Below are 15,984 nucleotides of genomic sequence, written 5' to 3' on the forward strand. Positions count from 1 at the left end.
TTCAGGAGAATACGGTTCTGAAGTTCGTTGCTAGAACCATGTGGGTTCGCACATCGGCGACCCCGGACAGTGTCGAAACCCGGTCCCGAACCTTGTTGAGGGTTTCGACCGCGTCGGCGGCAACATCCAGCACGAGGTCGATGTCGCCAGCCACTGACCGGCATTGAATGACCTCGTCGATCTGCCGAATGGCATCGACGATGTCGTAAGCGGGCGTCTTGTCGAGCTTCACGAGCAGGACGGCTTGGTTCGGCCTCGGCAAGAGGCCGGATGACAGGACGGCACAATAGCCTTGAATGAAGCCATTCTTCTCCAGCCGTCGAAGACGAGCCGTCAAGGTGCTGCGGGACAGGCCAACGGCACTCGCCAGTTGCTTCAAGGGTTCGCGACCGGAGCGCGTCAGGATCTTGAGGATCTGGCGGTCTGTTTCGTCGAGAGACATCATGATGTTGCCCTGGCTCTCGTAATCGTACGGGAGGCTTTCAGTCCAAGTGCCAAGTGCAGGAGGCCGACGCCGATGACGGCTGCGGGGAACACGCGAGACGAAGCCATGAGAGGAGTCCTATGGTCGGGAGCGGGAGGGTGGGGAGAAGGAGGACGTTCCCTCCCCTTTTGATATCTCCGGCAGCATGGAAAACGCCGGCGCATGAGGCATGCGGCGTTCTCCGCCTGGGTCGAGCATCTGGTGTCGGCGCAGCGTACGCTGGCCAGGACGCCGACCACACCATTCACACCGGACAATTGGTTCTGCCGATCATGGTTGTGGCCTGCCGCTCCTGGACCTGCCCAACGGGCAGGCCTGCCTCTCCCGCGCGAACAAGGGCCTAGTAGCCCTAGAGACGGGTGATATCCCCAAGCGCCTCAAGCTCCTTGGCTGCTTGCTTGACATTCATGGAACCAAGCTTCCTGGATCGCGGACGATTGTCAATCAGGATGTACGACATCGTCTGCGATCAGGCGACCGGCGATGTGTTCTACGGTCCCGATGGGACAGGCGCAGCCGCCCAAATCAAGTTCGTGGTCGTCGCCAATCATCTGCAGCCGAGCGCTGCCAGCTTCCAGATCGGATGACGCGCCGCTTCAACATCGCCTACCGAAAGGCCGGAAGGCGCGGCCCGAAAGCCGCGCCTTTGAAGCTCTTACATTGGGAACGGGGGCGGCCGAACATCCGCGCTTGTCCCCCAAACTTCCCTTCAAAGGCCGAAGCAAGGGCCGCCGAATACCGAGCGGATGCAGGGTGATCCGCCGCGCCTGCTTCCCGAGGATGTGACCGTCACCCCGCCCTGAGGTCCTCGTGGGACTCGGTGATCCCGCACGATCGGAGTCGTGCGATGGTCTCTGATCACGGGCTCGTCCCGATGGTCTCTGACGATCACGGGGGTTCGATGATCACGCACCACGGGTGGCATGCGATGATCGCGAACCACGAAGCCGCTGCCATCATAGCCGCGGTCGCGGGCTGTGGCTCCATCGTGAACAGCAACAAAAGCGAGACTGGCAGAGAGCGCAATGGCAACGCGGGTCAACGTCCTGATATCAGCTTTCATGGAAGGCTCCTCTTCGACACGTGAGGAGCTTACGACGTGCTCCATCCAGCATCTGTGATGGAGATCACAGGCAGAATGTCTCCGCCTGAGCTGTCTGAATCGCGGCCCGTCAGTCGGCGCCTACGGCATTGATCTCGATGACATTGCGGTCAGGGTCGAGAACATAGATCTGCGGGTATCCGACCCGCATCGAAGTCCTGATGCCCATCGGATCATCTGGGCTCATGTCCTCGCGATAGCCTTGGGCTTTGAGCGCTTCCAGAGCTTGCCTGTAGCTGGTAACCCGAAGGGCGAAGTGGATGTCGTTGGTGTCCAGTCCTTTGGAAATCCGGAATGTTGCCTGAGCATCCCCGACGACCAGATGCAGTTCCTGGTTAGCGCCGACCTGGAACCACGCGCCGGCTACAGGCAAGGCGGGCCGGGGGATTTCCGTCAGGCCGAGGATCTCCCGGTAGAAGCGGCGGGAGCGCTCCAGGTCCGCACATGGGAGAGCCACATGATGGAGGCCGTGTATCTCCATGATCCTCTCCTGGCTGACGGTCGTTAGTTCACATTGAGCAACGGCTGGAGCGCATTCGTGTCACTATGGCGAGCCTTAGCCCGCCCCGGCAATTCACCTTGGGAGGTAACTACAGAGCCTAAGCCTCGGCTTGGGTCCTCGCATCCGGCTGAAGCCACCTTCGTGAAGGGTGAGGGATGTTCAGAACCTAATCCAAAGGCGACCTTCCTGAGCATGCCTCCGTGGAAGTCAATGGCTTACCCACTCATCGATAGCGCCTGAATTGGCCATTAGACCTCTATGCATTGTCTTGGAAAAGGGTCTCTTTGGGAGCATCTGCGAACTCCTTGAGCGTCCGCGCGGGCACTGCCGTCGAGCATATCGACGGTCACCTTCGTTATGGACGCACTCCTCAGAGGGAAACGCCAAACCGGCCTGCAGCCGAGCGGATATGGCTTTGCATGGCCGATTCTGCCGCGTCAGGATCTTGGCTGGCTATACCCTCCAGAATGGCCTCATGCTCAGACACGGTTTCATTCAGGCGATCGAATTGCGCCATGGGAAGGCGTTGACTTTCGACGAGCATTTCGCGGACCGGCCGATACATGGCGGCGAGAACCGGGTTTCCAGAGAGCTCAAAGATCATGTCGTGGAATTCCGTGTCGTTTACGGCGAGGCTGATCACGTCGCCCGCCTCGAAAGCGGTTCGCATCGCATCGGTGCACCGTCTCAGGCGCTCCTCGGCGGGTTTGTCGATGCGCGCGGCTGCGAGCCTCGCAGCGTACCCTTCCAGCCCCAGGCGTGCCTCGTAAACATCGGCCGGCGTGCAACGATCCGAGTAGCGCCACAGCGGCCGGCGCGCATCGGCTTTTGCGACGAAGACTCCGCTGCCCGCCCGTACGGTCACGAGACCCATGGTCTCCAGGACGGTCAGGGCCTCCCGCACGGACGGACGGCTGACGCCCAGCTGCTCCGCGAGTTCCCGCTGAGAAGGAAGCCGCTGACCGGCCTTGAGGCCGCCCTTCAGGATCAGGCGCTGAATATGATCGACGATGCCGCGTGGCACAGGCGTGCGATCGGCGAGTTCCAATTCAGACAGACTCACTGCAGCACTCGTCATCAGGCACCCTCATCTCGGTCTCGCATCGAGCGCTCATGGCGCGTCGGGCTTAGCTCATGAGCCTCATTTTTGATCATCTCTGGACCGCATTTTAATCGCCGCGGACTCCGGATTGGCCTTGACCATGCGCCAGGATGGCTGCACGATCAACTGGTCAGATTGGTAAGACCAGTTTGGCCAATACGTCCGGCCAACGCAAGCGTTCAGGGAGCCGGCTACCAGATGGCAGCAGAGAATCGGTCGCCGGCCATGGAGCCGGCGTGCAAGATGGAGGACCAGATGTCAGCGAAATTCACACGACGCAGCACATTCGTCGCAGGTTTAACGGCCGTGTTCGTCATATCGGGAGGAACGATGGCCTTTGCCGCCGACATGAAGGTCGGAGCGAACGTCGGCAACGTTCCGTGGGAGTTCCAGAACGAGAAGGGCGAGATCGTCGGCTTCGAAATCGACCTTGCTAAAGAAGTCGGCAAGCGCCTGAACATGAACGTGTCCTTCGTGAACATCCCGTTCAACGGATTGTTTGCTGCGGTGCAGTCGGGTCAGGTTGATGCCGCCGTATCCTCAATCACCATCACTAAGAAGCGTCTCGAGTCGGTATCCTTCGCCCAGCCATATTACGATAGCGACCAGTCGCTGGCGGTGCGAGCCAACTCGGGCATCAAGAACCTGGAAGGTATGGCGACCAAGGTGGCCGCAGTCGATACGGGTTCGACCGGCGACATGTGGTCGACTGAGAACCAGCAGAAGTACAAATTCTCGGACATCCGCCGCTACGAGGGCTTGGCTCCGGCGATGCTCGACCTCGCAGCAGGCCGCATCGACGGCTATGTCAGCGACATCCCGGCCGTCCAGTATTACATCAAGGACAAGCCGATCTATCAGGTGGTGGAGCGCATCCCGACCGGCGAGCAGTATTCGATGATGTTCGCGAAGAACAGCCCGTTGGCAGAAAAGGTCAATGCCGAGATCACGAAAATGAAGCAGGACGGAACGCTGGCAAAGATCCACGAGCAGTGGTTCGGCGCCAAGGCCGAGCCGAACTCGGCAACCGTCAAGGTCATGGAGATGCCCAAGCTCTGACCGCAGCTCTCCCCGAGCGTCTGGCATCCGTGCCGGGCGCTCGGCATGGCCACGAAAATTGAGGTGCTGCCCGTCATGTCCATCTTCGACACCTTCCTGAACTGGAAGGTTTTCGTTCAAACGCTCCCGCTCCTGTTATCGGGTTTGACCACCACGCTAACCCTGGGAGGCACAGCCATCGTCCTGGGCTTCATCGGCGGCTTGGTTCTCGCCCTGCTCAGGCTCTATGCCAGATCACCCCTCAGGCAGATCGCCATCGCCTATATCGATGTCTTCCGCTCCATCCCGATCTTGGTCCTGCTCGTCGTTATCTACTATGCCCTGCCTTTCATCGGGCTGCGGCTCTCCCCCTTTGGAGCTGCCGCCTCTGCCCTGAGCCTCGTGTCCGCTGCGTATTCCGCTGAGATCTTCCGGGCCGGCATCGAGGCCGTGCCGAAGGGCCAGTTTGAGGCTGCCCGTGCCTTGGGTCTCAGCCCCTGGCGGCGAATGAGCGACGTGGTGCTGCCGCAGGCGCTTCGGATCGTGATCCCACCGATCACATCCAACTCCATCAACGTGATGAAGGACACGGCTCTCGCATCCGTAGTGGCGATGCCGGACCTGCTCAAGCAGGCAACGCAGGCCCAGGCGCTGGCGGCGAACCCGACGCCTCTCATCAGCGCGGCCGTCATCTACATCCTGCTCCTGATGCCGCTCGTGCGGCTCGTGGGGGTTTTCGAGAAGAGACTTGCGGTGAGGGGACGATGACGCGCCCGATTATCGAGATGAAGAACGTCGTCAAGTCGTTCGGCCTATTCACGGCACTGCATGGCGTCGATCTCCAGGTCAGAGAAGGCGAGATCGTCGTCGTCATCGGTCCGTCCGGGTCTGGCAAGTCCACGTTGATCCGCTGCATCAACCAACTTGAGGAGCACAACGGCGGCGAGATCATCGTCGACGGGGCGCAGGTCGGCCACGGACGCAAGAGCACCGTTCTCACTGAGGTTGGAATGGTGTTCCAGAGCTTCAACCTCTTTCCGCATATGACCGTTCTTCGTAATGTCGCGCTCGGCCCTGTCCGCGTGCGCGGCCTGTCGTGGGCAGCGGCCGAGGAGCGCGCTCAGCGCCTGCTAGCCCGCGTCGGGCTCGAAGGTCACGTGGGGAAATATCCAGCGCAACTCTCCGGCGGGCAACAGCAGCGCGTCGGAATAGCCAGAGCTCTGGCCATGGAGCCGAAGGTCCTGCTCTTCGACGAGCCGACCTCCGCGCTGGATCCAGAAATGGTGGGCGAGGTCTTGGATGTGATGCAGCAACTTGCAAAGACAGGGGTTACCATGGTCGTCGTGACTCACGAGATGGGCTTTGCGCGTAGAGTCGCCGACCGGGTTGTCTTCATGGATGGAGGACGACTCATCGAGGAAGGGCCTCCCGACGAGATTTTCAGTTCGCCACGCGATCCGCGCCTCGGAAGCTTCCTCCAGGCCGTCTTGTCACACTAGGCTTACACAACCGTGCAGACCCTGTTTCCAAAACGCTTGACGCCTTCAGCCTTTCGCCCATTTGGCGAGGTGCTGTCTTTCGACCCGGAACGCAGTCGGCTGGTCAATGACGGACGGGCACTGCGCTTCGACACGGACACGCGCTTCGACCGCGCATCGCCCGACGGAGAGCCTGTGCTCGCCGTGTATCGGGCGAGCGGCGGGCCGCTGCCGATGCGGCTCCTGACCTTCGAACGGCACCCTCTGTCTTCGCAAACGTTCGTGGCTCTTTCTGCTGAACGATTCCTGATCGTTGTCGCTCCCGAGGATCGGGCTGGGCTGCCTGATCTCAGACGCGCCGAAGCGTTCGTCGGCCATCGAAACGAAGGCATCAACTACGCCCGCAACCTCTGGCACGCTCCGATCGCGGCGATCGGCCCAGACGGCGATTTTCTCATGTTCATGTGGGAAAGCGGCTCCCCTGAAGACTGCGTTTTCCACCACCTCCTAGAGCCGCTTGTCGTCAGCTCGTTTCAACCGCCCGCAGAATAGGTTCATCCATGTCTCTTGATCTCGCCTTCGTCCGCTCCCAGTTTCCTGCTCTGGCGGACGGCTTCGCCTATTTCGACAATGCTGGCGGCTCCCTCGTCCTGCGCAATGTTGCCGAACGTATCTCGGAGTATCTTCTGACCACGAGCGTGCAGACCGGCGCCAGCTACGAGCACTCGCAACGGGCCACGAGCCGGCTCATGGAAGCCCGCGCCAAGATTGCACGTCTGCTCGGCGCAGCGCGACCGGAAGAAATCGTGCTGGGACCCTCGACCACTGTTCTGGCCCAGTTTCTGTCACGAGCCATGGAAGGGCGCCTCAAGCCGGGTGACGAGATCGTCGTTACGAATTTCGACCACGAGTCGAATATTGGGCCATGGCGCTCCCTGGAGAAGCGCGGCATCGTCATCAGGGAGTGGTCCATCGACCGCGACAGCTACGAGATCGACCTGGATGAACTCGATCGCCTGATGAGCGGACGGACCCGGCTCGTGGCTGTGACCCATGCCTCGAATATTCTGGGCACGATCAACCCGGTCAAGGAGATCGCGCGCCGTGTGCACGAGCGTGGCGCCGAAATCGTCGTCGACGCCGTTGCCTATGCGCCCCACCGGGCCGTGAATGTGAGCGATCTCGATGTCGATTACTATATCTTCAGCTTCTACAAGACCTACGGCCCCCACTTCGCCGTGATGTACGGCAAATACGACAAGCTGCTCGAACTCGACGGGCTCTATCACTACTTCTACGGTCGCGAGAAGGTGCCGATGAAGCTTGAGCCAGGCAACACCAATTACGAGCTTGCCTGGGGTTCGGCCGGCATCGTGGACTATATTGGCTCCCTCGGCGGCGGCACCGGCGACCGGGCCGCCATCGACCGCGCCTTCGACAGGATCGCGGCGCACGAGACCCTTTTGGGAGAAAAGCTGCTCGCCTACTTGAGAGACCGCAACGACGTGCGCATTGTCGGGCGCCGCGACAGCGCTACGGATCGTCGCGTGCCGACCATCGCTTTCAAGGTGGACGGGCGCGACTCGGCCGAGATCGTACGTTCCGTCGAAGCCGACAGGATCGGCATCCGCTTCGGGGACTTTCACTCCCGCCGCCTGATCGAACACCTCGGCCTCGCCGATGGCAATGGTGTGGTACGCGTCTCCATGGTGCACTACAATACACCAGAGGAGGTCGACCGGCTGATCGGAAGCCTCGACCGCTCGCTCGCCTGAGGAGGACGTCGATGGAGCTCGATCTCGCGATCAAGGGCGGCACTGTCGTCACCGCATCCGACACGATCCGCTGCGACGTGGGTGTCAGGGGTGAGCGCATTGTTGCGCTCGGTGAGAATCTTCGCGCTCAGCGGGAAGTCGATGCTTCCGGGCTCCTCGTGCTGCCCGGGGGCATCGACAGCCATGTTCACATCGCTCAACCCTCAGGGCCCGGCGTGGTGATGGCGGATGATTTCGCCTCGGCCACGGCTTCGGCTGCGGCTGGCGGCAACACGATGGTTCTTCCCTTCGCACTCCAGCAACGGGGCACGTCCCTGCGCGCCTGCGTCGAGGACTACAGGAGGAAGGCCGAGAACGAGTGCTACGTCGACACGGCCTTCCACCTGATCGTCTCGGATCCGACGCCCGAGGTTCTGGGGCAGGAGCTTCCCGCGCTGCTCAAGGACGGCTACACGTCGTTCAAGGTTTTCATGACCTACGATGATCTCGTGCTGAAGGACCGCGAGCTTCTCGACGTGTTCGAGGTGGCGCGTCGGGAGCGCGCCCTTGTGATGGTGCACGCGGAGGGGTATGACGCGATCCGCTACATGACCGAGCGTCTTGAGCGCGAGGGTCGTACTGCTCCCTATTACCATGCTGTTTCGCGCCCGGAAATTGTGGAGCGGGAGGCCACGCATCGGGCGATCAGCCATGCGGAGCTCGTCGATGTGCCGATCATGATCGTGCATGTGTCCGGTCGCGAAGCGATGGAGCAGATCCGCTGGGCACAGTCCCGCGGCCTCAAAATCTATGCCGAGACCTGCCCGCAATACATCACGCTCACCGCCGAGGACCTGCAAGGTCCGGACATGGACATGAGTGGTGCGAAATACGTCTGCTCGCCTCCGCCGCGGGATGAGGAGAGCCAGGCGGCCATTTGGGAGGGATTGCGCAGCGGCGTGTTCCAGACTTTTTCGTCAGATCACTGCCCATTCCGCTACGACAGTCCGTCCGGAAAGCTCCACCCGAACGGCAGGAGCTCCTTCCGGTGGGTGCCGAATGGCATCCCTGGTGTCGAGACACGGCTGCCCATTCTGTTCTCGGAGGGAGTTTCCAAGGGGCGGATCTCCCTCAACCGCTTCGTGGAACTGACCGCCATGAACCACGCGAAGATCTACGGCCTCTATCCACGCAAGGGTTCCATCGGCGTCGGGTTCGACGCCGATATCGTGCTCTGGGATCCGAACCGACGCGAGGTCATCCGCCAGGAGATCCTCCACCATGGTGCCGACTATACACCCTGGGAGGGATTCGAGGTCACAGGATGGCCGGTGATGACGCTGCTGCGAGGCCAAATCGTCGCCGAAGGCGGACGTATCGTCGGCGCCAAAGGAGCCGGCCGCATCTTGGCTCGGGACGTATCGGCCTATGCAGCACCGAGCGGCACCTGAAGGTGCCGCTGAAATCCGCCTCCTTGATGGGAACGCATGTGTGCGGGTGTCGCTGCCCGCAGGCTCAAATCGGCACAGCCCACGGTGATCAAGTTCGTCATTTTTCAGCCCAAGGCTAGCAGGCGAGGGATCCAATAAGCCTCGGAAGCAACGCTGATCTGGCGGATGTCTTACGAGAGGCAGAATTCTAGGATGCCGCAATAGACCATGCCCGCAGCCCTGCTGAGGCGGCCGCTTTCACACTTGGCCGGCACGATAAAATTCGGGTCCATTCGAAGACACCGGCCGCTCTTGACAGTCTGTGGTGGCTGGCGAGTTCCGGAATGACGTCGCTCATGAGATGGGGCTCGAGGGTTGGCACCAGCCGGGAGCCGCCGACCACGCCTTTGCACGGCGGCCCGGCTCCGGGCCCATTCCCCTTGCAGACTCGGACGTTCGCTCTTCTTCCCCTCAGTGCTACAGGGATCCTCTCGAGAGATCACGGCTGTCGAGATGCGATGTCGCTGAAGACGGTTGATCGGCGTGGAGCCACGCCTTACGCGACTGGGGCATCGACCGTGCACACAACCCCTGTCGGCTCGAAAGCGATCTCCACCTGACCGTCCAGATCCTGCGCCAGGCTGCGCTCAATGAGGCGGGATCCGAAGCCGCGGCGAGACGGCGCCTTTACGGGCGGCCCACCACGTTCCGTCCAGTGCAGGTTCAGCCGGGGTGGCGCTACCCGGTTCTGCACCGTCCATGAGACTTCCACGATGCCGACCTTGTTCGAGAGGGCACCATATTTGACCGCGTTGGTCGCCAGCTCATGCAGGGCCATTGCCAGGGCCAACGACATGCGGGGCGTGAGCCGCACATGCGGCCCGGCAATGTGAAGCCGGCTCCCGTTCACGGTCTCGTATGGCTCAAGCGCTCGCGTGACGACCTCGATCAGGTCGGCGCCCTCCCAGCTCTCGCGGGTGAGCACGTCGTGCGCCCGTGACAGGGCCAGCAGCCGCATCTGAATGGCCTCTTTTGCGTCAGCGGACGTGACGTTCGTGCGCAAGGTCTGCATGACGATGGACTGTACGGTCGCAAGGGTGTTCTTCACGCGGTGGTTCAATTCGCCGATGAGCAAGGTCTGGTGCTCGGCGGCGCGCCTGGCTTGGTCGAGCGCGGCCGTGAGACGCTTTTCCGCCGTATGCATCTCCTCCAGGCGCGCCCTCGCCTCGTATTGCCGCTCCCGGCCGCGCAGGGCCGTCCGCGCCACACTGATCAGCGTCCCCGCGTGAAAGGGACGCTCCAGGAAAGTCACATTGCCGAGAATCTCAGTCAGGCGAGCGAGGGCAGGATTGCGTTCGACGCCTCCTCCGCGCTGGGTCAGCAACACGAAGGCAAAGTCGGACCAGGGCGGCTGGTCCGCCAACCAGCGGGACAGATCGCTCAAATCCGCCGTGCGGAACGTCTCGTCGGTGATGAGCGCGAAGCCTGCTCCCCGTTCGAGCTCTCGGACCAGCCCCGGCAGGTCGGGGCAGACCTCGGTGGCGATCCCCACCGCGCGCAGAAGATCGGCGGCAACAGCAGAATCCCGACCATGTGGGGCAAGGATGAGAGCCCGCATGGAGTGGAGATGAGACACGGCGTCCATGCTCAGCGGTCTTCGAGCAGAGAGGCGCGATCCTCCTCTGCCATCACCGGCACGCCCCGCAGCACACCCTGGAAGCTCCTGAGCGGTGCGCCGATGGCAATCCCGCTGCTGTCGACCCGGATCTCCCGGATAGTGCTCTCATGCGAACCGAATCGCTTCTTGATAACAGACAGAGCCCGCCGCACCTGGCCGAAGGCCTCGAAGTAGCGCAGCAGGATCACCGTATCGGCCAGATAGGTGACGTCGACCGGTGCCTTCATGTCGCCGACAAGCCCGTGCTGCGCTACGAGCAGGAAGGTCGAAGCGCCCTGCCGGTTGAGGTATTGCAGCAGCTCATGCATGTGCAGGATCAGAAACTGCTCCTCCGGCATGGCGGCCTGATAGCCGTTGAGGCTGTCGATTACGATGGTCTTGACCCCATGCTCAGCCACCTGGGTCCGCACCCGGTGCGTGAACTCGCCCGGCGAGAGTTCGGCGGCGTCGAGCTGCTCGATGAACAGGTTGCCGGCCACGCACATCGCCTCCAGGTCGATGCCCATCAGCCTGGTACGATCGAGCAGGAGACCGAGCTCTTCGTCAAAAACGAACAATGCCGCCTTCTCACCCCGCTGAACGGCAGAGACTGCAAACTGCACCACGAGAAGCGACTTGCCGCTGCCGGCTGGACCCATGATCAGAGTGCTGGAGCCCCGCTCGATGCCACCGCCGAGCAAAGCGTCGAGTTCCCTGATCCCGCTCGTCAGCACGGTGCGGGCAAAGCCCGTCTTGTGCTCGCCTGACACCAAGCGCGGGAACACCTGGACTCCACCCTCAACAATCGTGAAGTCGTGAAAGCCGCCTCGGAAGCTCTGGCCGCGATATTTGATCACCCTCAAGCGGCGGCGTTCGGCCCCATAAGTCGGGGTCATCTCCTCCAAGCGGATGACCCCATGGGCGAGACTGTGCACGGTCTTGTCGTTCGTGTCGGTGGTCAGATCATCGAGCATCAGGACGGTTGCGCCCTGCTGGGCGAAGTAGTGCTTCATCGCCAGGATCTGCCGGCGATAGCGCAGCGAGCTTTGCGCCAGGAGGCGGATCTCGGACAGGCTGTCGATCACGATCCGGACTGGACGGGCCCGGTCGATGGCCTCGAACACGGCCTTGGTGGTCTCGCCGAGTTCCAGGTCGGAGGAGTAGAGCAGGCTCTGCTGGTGCTCCTCGTCGAGCAGGCTCTCAGGTGGCACAAGCTCGAACACATGGATGGCATCATCCAAGGACCAGCCATGCGAGGCGGCACCCTCGCGCAGCTCCCGCTCGGTTTCAGACATGGTGATGTAGAGGCCTGTCTCGCCCACCTTGGCACCTTCCAGCAAGAACTGGAGGGCAATGGTGGTCTTGCCGGTGCCGGGGCTGCCCTCCAGGAGATAGACATGGCCTGGAGCGAGGCCGCCGACGAGAATGTCATCGAGGCCCTCGACCCCGATCTTCGCTTTGGGGACGGGCTTGGATGGAGCGGTCATGCAAAAGTCCGATCTCGGCCTGAATGGCCGGAGGCAGGATGTGGGACGGGATCATGGTCAACACCCCGGCAAGAGCCTGTTCGGCATGCCAGAGGTCATAGCGCTGCTGGAGATCGAGCCAGAGCCGCGGGGCGGTTCCTGACAGGCGGGCCAAGCGGGTGGCCATCTCGGGGCTGACCGCGGCCGTGCCGGCGAGAACCCGATGGAGCGTCTGGCGAGCGATGCGAAGTTCGCGGGCGGCTTGGCTCACGGAAAGGCCGAGCCCGGGCAGCACCTGATCGCGCAGCATGCCACCGGGATGGAGCGGGGCCTGAGGACAGCCATCGCGGGGTGAGGCCATGATCCTGCTTTCGGTAAGGCGGATTGTAGCGTTATGGGTGACAGCGTCCAGAAAGCAAGAGGAAGCCCTCCACGACTGGGCCGCGATACCGAACGCTCGGACCATAAGTCTGGCTGTCCAGGGTCGCCCTACCTGAGCATCGGCCAAGTGTCGGACAGCTTGTACCCTCCAGGGAATGGGTCGGACGGGTCGAGCATGAGCTGGGAGGTTCCGGCGATCCATGCGCGTCCGGAAATCGACGGAATGATCGCCTTCTGTCCTGCCACCGTCGTCTCGCGCACGATCCTGCCGATGAATTGGGTATCGATGATCGAGACGCCGGTCAGCGTCTCACCTTCCTTGAGCAGGCCGCGGGCGTTCAGGATTGCCATCCGGGCCGACACCGCCGTGCCGGTCGGCGACCGATCGACTTTGCCCGGCTGAATGGCGACCGCCGAGCGCGACATCAGCCGTCCCTCCTCCCGGTAAAGGGGCCCCGCGAAGGCGCAGAAGGAGATGTGGTTCCATCCTGTGTCCTCAGGATGGGAGAAGCCCAGTTGCTCGTTGGCCGCATTGGTGATCCTGATGCCGATCTCGGCCAGCGCGCGGGCCTCATCCGCAACGAGCCTGAAGCCGAGCGTCTGGGCCTCGACGACGACGAAACTGTCGCCGCCATAGGCGGTATCGACCGTCATCGTCCCCAGCCCCGGCACTTCGAGCGTCGCGTCGAGCCTGGCGGCGAAGCTCGGCACGTTCGTGACTGTGATCCGCTCAGCCTTGCCATTGCGGCACTCCGCGACGACCTCCACCAACCCAGCGGGAGCCTCCAGGACCATGCGGGTTTCCGGTTCGGTCATTGGAATGATGCCGCTGTCCAGCAGCACGGTCGACACGCAGATCGAGTTCGAGCCTGACATGGGAGGCGTGTCCTCCGGCTCCATGATGATCCAGCCCATTTGCGCCCTGGGGTTCTTTGGGGGAACGAGCAGATTTACGTGGCGGAAGACGCCCCCGCGCGGCTCGTTGAGAACGAAATTCCGCAGCGTCTTGTCCTGTGCGATCCACCGCGACTGTTCCCACACGGTCTCTCCGGGCGGAGGCGCGACACCACCGACGATCACGTCACCCACCTCGCCTTCGGCATGGCAACTGACCACATGGATGATTTTCGAGGAACGCATCGTTCGGTTTCCTTAAAAGATGGCATAAGCTCAGGGGCTGAGTAGCAGGGCTTCGGGACTCCGGTTTTGTGCGGCCTCTATGAAAGGAGCACGGTCGGCTCCACTGTCATGAGGAAAGGAATGCGGCGCCCTTTTTGTGGGCGCCGCTGATGGGACCGACCGATCGGGATTAGGTTCCCGGGGCATAGTCCGCCTTGCCGCCCTTCCATTGATAGACCACGAAACCCGGTTGCTTGTTGTCGCCCTTGGCATCGAAGCCGATCGGCCCAGCCACCGTTGGGACGGTGTTCGCCGCAATGGCCTTGGCCACCGCCGGGCCATCGACCTTGCCGGCCTTCTTGAGCGCGTCGGCAAGGACCTGGACGGCCGCATAGGCATAAAGCACATAGCCCTCCGGCTCGATGTTCTTGGCCCGCATCTCCTTCACCACGTCGGTCGCGGCCGGGTCCTTGCGCGGATCGGGGCCGAAGGTGAACAACGTGCCCTCGGCGGCCGGTCCGGCAATCGAGAGGAGTTCCTGGGTCGAGATCGGATCGCCGCCGATAAGTTGGAGCTTGAGGCCCTGGTCGGCCGCCTGGCGCAGGATCAAACCGGCCTCGGCATGATAGCCGCCGAAGAACAGCACCTCGACGCCGGCCGTCTTCAGGCGGGTGATCAGCGCGGTGTAGTCCTTCTCGCCAGGATTGATGCCGGCCTCCACCACGACCGACTGCTTCCCCTCGGCAAGCTTCTTCTTGACCTCTCCGACAAGGCCGGTGCCGAACGGGCTCTTGTCGTGCACAAGGGCGATCTTCTTGCCGGACAGATTCTTGATCACGTAATCGGCTGCGGTCGGTCCCTGCTGATCATCGCGTCCGGTGATCCGGAAGATCGTCTTCATGCCCCGCTCGGTAACCTTGGGGTTGCTGGATACCGTGATGCTGGTGATGCCGGCCTCGTCATAGACTTCCGAGGCCGGGAGGGTCGAGCCGGAGCAGAAGTGCCCGAAGACGAGCTTGATGCCCTCGCCGACGACCTTGTTGGCGACTGAGACCGCCTGCTTGGGATCGCAGGCGTCGTCCATGGCGACGATCTCCAGCTGTTGTCCGAGCACGCCGCCGGACGCATTGACGGCATCGGCGGCTGCCTGGGCGCCGTTCTTCATCTGGTCGCCGAAAGTGGCCGAGCTCCCGGTCATCGGACCGGCGACGGCGATCCTGATCTGGGCGAAAGCCGGGGCGGAGCCGATCAGCAGGGCGGTAGAGAGCAGGAGCATCCGAAGGTGTTTGATGGCCATTGGAACTTTCCTCCTTGGGGCTGCGTGCCAGACACTGGGCAAGGTCCCGCCACTCAAAGCAGAGAAATCCGCGCTTTCTAAGGAGAGACGGCCTGATCCGGAAGCCGTTGACCTGTTCGAGCATCGAAAATGTGGAGCTTGGCCGCGGGCAGGCTACAGGCAACGTCCGTGCCGATCTGGTAATGCGCCCGCTCCAGCACGAATGCCTTCAGAGCGGAACAGGCGGTTCTGATATGGAGGATTGTCCCCAGCCCCATCGGCTCCACCAGCTCGATTTGGCCCATGTGATCGCCGTCCCCCCCTGTCGAAACCTGAACGTCCTCAGGGCGCACCCCGACCCTCACGGCTTGGCCATGTCGACCCTGTAGATGATCGGAGACCGGCATCTTCTCGCCTGATCCAAGGGTGATGAACCGACGTTCGCCGTCGCAATGCAGGGTGCCGTCGAGCACGTTGATGGCAGGCGACCCGATGAAGCTGGCAACGAAGAGGTTCGCGGGGCGCTCGTAAAGATCGAGCGGCGTTCCGACCTGCTGGACGGCGCCTGCGTTCATCGCAACGATACGGTCCGCAAGCGTCATGGCCTCCACTTGATCGTGGGTCACATAGATCGATGTCGTGCCGAGCTCCCGGTGGAGCTTCTTGATCTCCACGCGCATCTGTTCGCGAAGACGCGCATCGAGATTGGACAAGGGCTCATCAAACAGGAACGCCTTCGGCTTGCGCACGATGGAGCGCCCCATCGCGACGCGCTGCCGCTGTCCTCCCGACAGGGTACGAGGTTTTCGATCAAGGAAGGACTCGAGCCCCAGCTTGGAGGCGGCCGCATTCACGACCTCGGCCATTCGCTCCGAAGGCGTTCCTCGCAACTTGAGGCTATAGCTCATATTGTCGCGAACCGTCATGTGCGGGTAGAGGGCATAGGACTGGAACACCATGGCGATGTCCCGGTCCTTCGGCGCCAGTTCATTGACAACCTTCCCGGCAATGCGGATGTCCCCGCGGGTGATGCCCTCCAGTCCTGCGATCATGCGCAGGAGCGTGGACTTGCCGCATCCCGAAGGCCCGACCAGCACAACGAACTCCCCATCCTGGATCGACAGGTCAACCTCGTGAAGGACAGGCACGGCCCCATAGGACTTGCCGACACCCTGGATATCGATGGAAGCCATGA

17 protein-coding genes are annotated in these 15,984 nt (G+C 62.3%); 8 read left to right on the forward strand and 9 right to left on the reverse strand.

Annotation, left to right across the window (positions count from 1 at the left end):
• Window position 1: 1 nt before the first annotated feature.
• On the reverse strand, window positions 2-445 hold the full coding sequence (locus tag KBI52_RS30260; protein ID WP_173945800.1) for an Lrp/AsnC family transcriptional regulator: 444 nt from the start codon (window positions 443-445) through the stop codon (window positions 2-4).
• Window positions 446-921: 476 nt separating this feature from the next.
• On the opposite strand from KBI52_RS30260, the gene KBI52_RS30265 reads away from it, so the two are divergent.
• On the forward strand, window positions 922-1,071 hold the full coding sequence (locus tag KBI52_RS30265) for a hypothetical protein (RefSeq protein WP_210812651.1): 150 nt from the start codon (window positions 922-924) through the stop codon (window positions 1,069-1,071).
• A gap of 314 nt (window positions 1,072-1,385) precedes the next feature.
• Window positions 1,386-1,571, forward strand: coding sequence for a hypothetical protein (locus KBI52_RS30270; protein ID WP_210812652.1), 186 nt, complete (start codon window positions 1,386-1,388; stop codon window positions 1,569-1,571).
• Between the two features lie 85 nt (window positions 1,572-1,656).
• On the opposite strand, the gene KBI52_RS30275 is transcribed toward KBI52_RS30270, so the two are convergent.
• Both KBI52_RS30275 and KBI52_RS30280 read right to left on the reverse strand, forming a co-directional pair.
• Complete coding sequence (locus KBI52_RS30275; protein ID WP_173945797.1) at window positions 1,657-2,067, reverse strand: VOC family protein; 411 nt, start codon at window positions 2,065-2,067, stop codon at window positions 1,657-1,659.
• A 391-nt stretch (window positions 2,068-2,458) separates the two neighbouring features.
• The gene (locus KBI52_RS30280) at window positions 2,459-3,166 is read right to left on the reverse strand and encodes a FadR/GntR family transcriptional regulator (protein WP_210812653.1); all 708 of its coding nucleotides are present in this window, start codon (window positions 3,164-3,166) and stop codon (window positions 2,459-2,461) included.
• A 279-nt stretch (window positions 3,167-3,445) separates the two neighbouring features.
• Between KBI52_RS30280 and KBI52_RS30285 the strand changes: the two genes are divergently transcribed.
• From KBI52_RS30285 to hydA, 6 genes are all read left to right on the forward strand, one after another.
• Window positions 3,446-4,249: a transporter substrate-binding domain-containing protein gene (locus tag KBI52_RS30285; RefSeq protein WP_173945815.1), complete on the forward strand. Its 804-nt coding sequence runs from the start codon at window positions 3,446-3,448 to the stop codon at window positions 4,247-4,249.
• A gap of 75 nt (window positions 4,250-4,324) precedes the next feature.
• Window positions 4,325-4,996, forward strand: a complete 672-nt coding sequence (locus KBI52_RS30290) for an amino acid ABC transporter permease (protein ID WP_210812717.1) — start codon at window positions 4,325-4,327, stop codon at window positions 4,994-4,996.
• Window positions 4,993-5,727, forward strand: a complete 735-nt coding sequence (locus KBI52_RS30295; protein ID WP_247654731.1) for an amino acid ABC transporter ATP-binding protein — start codon at window positions 4,993-4,995, stop codon at window positions 5,725-5,727. Before KBI52_RS30290 ends, KBI52_RS30295 begins: the two co-directional genes overlap by 4 nt.
• A gap of 12 nt (window positions 5,728-5,739) precedes the next feature.
• Window positions 5,740-6,258, forward strand: a complete 519-nt coding sequence (locus tag KBI52_RS30300) for an ureidoglycolate lyase (RefSeq protein WP_210812654.1) — start codon at window positions 5,740-5,742, stop codon at window positions 6,256-6,258.
• Window positions 6,259-6,266: 8 nt separating this feature from the next.
• Window positions 6,267-7,481, forward strand: a complete 1,215-nt coding sequence (locus tag KBI52_RS30305) for a cysteine desulfurase-like protein (RefSeq protein ID WP_210812655.1) — start codon at window positions 6,267-6,269, stop codon at window positions 7,479-7,481.
• Window positions 7,482-7,492: 11 nt separating this feature from the next.
• Window positions 7,493-8,911 carry a dihydropyrimidinase gene (gene hydA, locus KBI52_RS30310; RefSeq protein WP_210812656.1) on the forward strand — a complete coding sequence of 473 codons (1,419 nt, stop codon included), beginning with the start codon at window positions 7,493-7,495 and terminating at the stop codon, window positions 8,909-8,911.
• Between the two features lie 535 nt (window positions 8,912-9,446).
• Here the strand turns inward: hydA and KBI52_RS30315 are convergent.
• The 6 genes from KBI52_RS30315 to KBI52_RS30340 all read right to left on the reverse strand — a co-directional run bounded on the left by KBI52_RS30315 (window position 9,447) and on the right by KBI52_RS30340 (window position 15,982).
• Window positions 9,447-10,535 carry a sensor histidine kinase gene (locus tag KBI52_RS30315; RefSeq protein WP_210812657.1) on the reverse strand — a complete coding sequence of 363 codons (1,089 nt, stop codon included), beginning with the start codon at window positions 10,533-10,535 and terminating at the stop codon, window positions 9,447-9,449.
• A gap of 2 nt (window positions 10,536-10,537) precedes the next feature.
• Entirely contained in the window at window positions 10,538-12,034 is a 1,497-nt protein-coding gene (locus KBI52_RS30320) for an ATPase domain-containing protein (protein WP_210812658.1), read from the reverse strand.
• Window positions 11,976-12,374 carry a HigA family addiction module antitoxin gene (locus KBI52_RS30325; RefSeq protein WP_210812659.1) on the reverse strand — a complete coding sequence of 133 codons (399 nt, stop codon included), beginning with the start codon at window positions 12,372-12,374 and terminating at the stop codon, window positions 11,976-11,978. Before KBI52_RS30325 ends, KBI52_RS30320 begins: the two co-directional genes overlap by 59 nt.
• A 128-nt stretch (window positions 12,375-12,502) precedes the next feature.
• Complete coding sequence (locus KBI52_RS30330; protein WP_210812660.1) at window positions 12,503-13,534, reverse strand: proline racemase family protein; 1,032 nt, start codon at window positions 13,532-13,534, stop codon at window positions 12,503-12,505.
• Window positions 13,535-13,703: 169 nt separating this feature from the next.
• Window positions 13,704-14,810 carry a branched-chain amino acid ABC transporter substrate-binding protein gene (locus tag KBI52_RS30335; protein WP_173949339.1) on the reverse strand — a complete coding sequence of 369 codons (1,107 nt, stop codon included), beginning with the start codon at window positions 14,808-14,810 and terminating at the stop codon, window positions 13,704-13,706.
• A 77-nt stretch (window positions 14,811-14,887) separates the two neighbouring features.
• Window positions 14,888-15,982, reverse strand: a complete 1,095-nt coding sequence (locus tag KBI52_RS30340) for an ABC transporter ATP-binding protein (protein ID WP_173949340.1) — start codon at window positions 15,980-15,982, stop codon at window positions 14,888-14,890.
• Window positions 15,983-15,984: the final 2 nt, after the last annotated feature.

The organism is Microvirga sp. HBU67558 (assembly GCF_018069605.1).
GTDB lineage: Bacteria > Pseudomonadota > Alphaproteobacteria > Rhizobiales > Beijerinckiaceae > Microvirga > Microvirga terrae.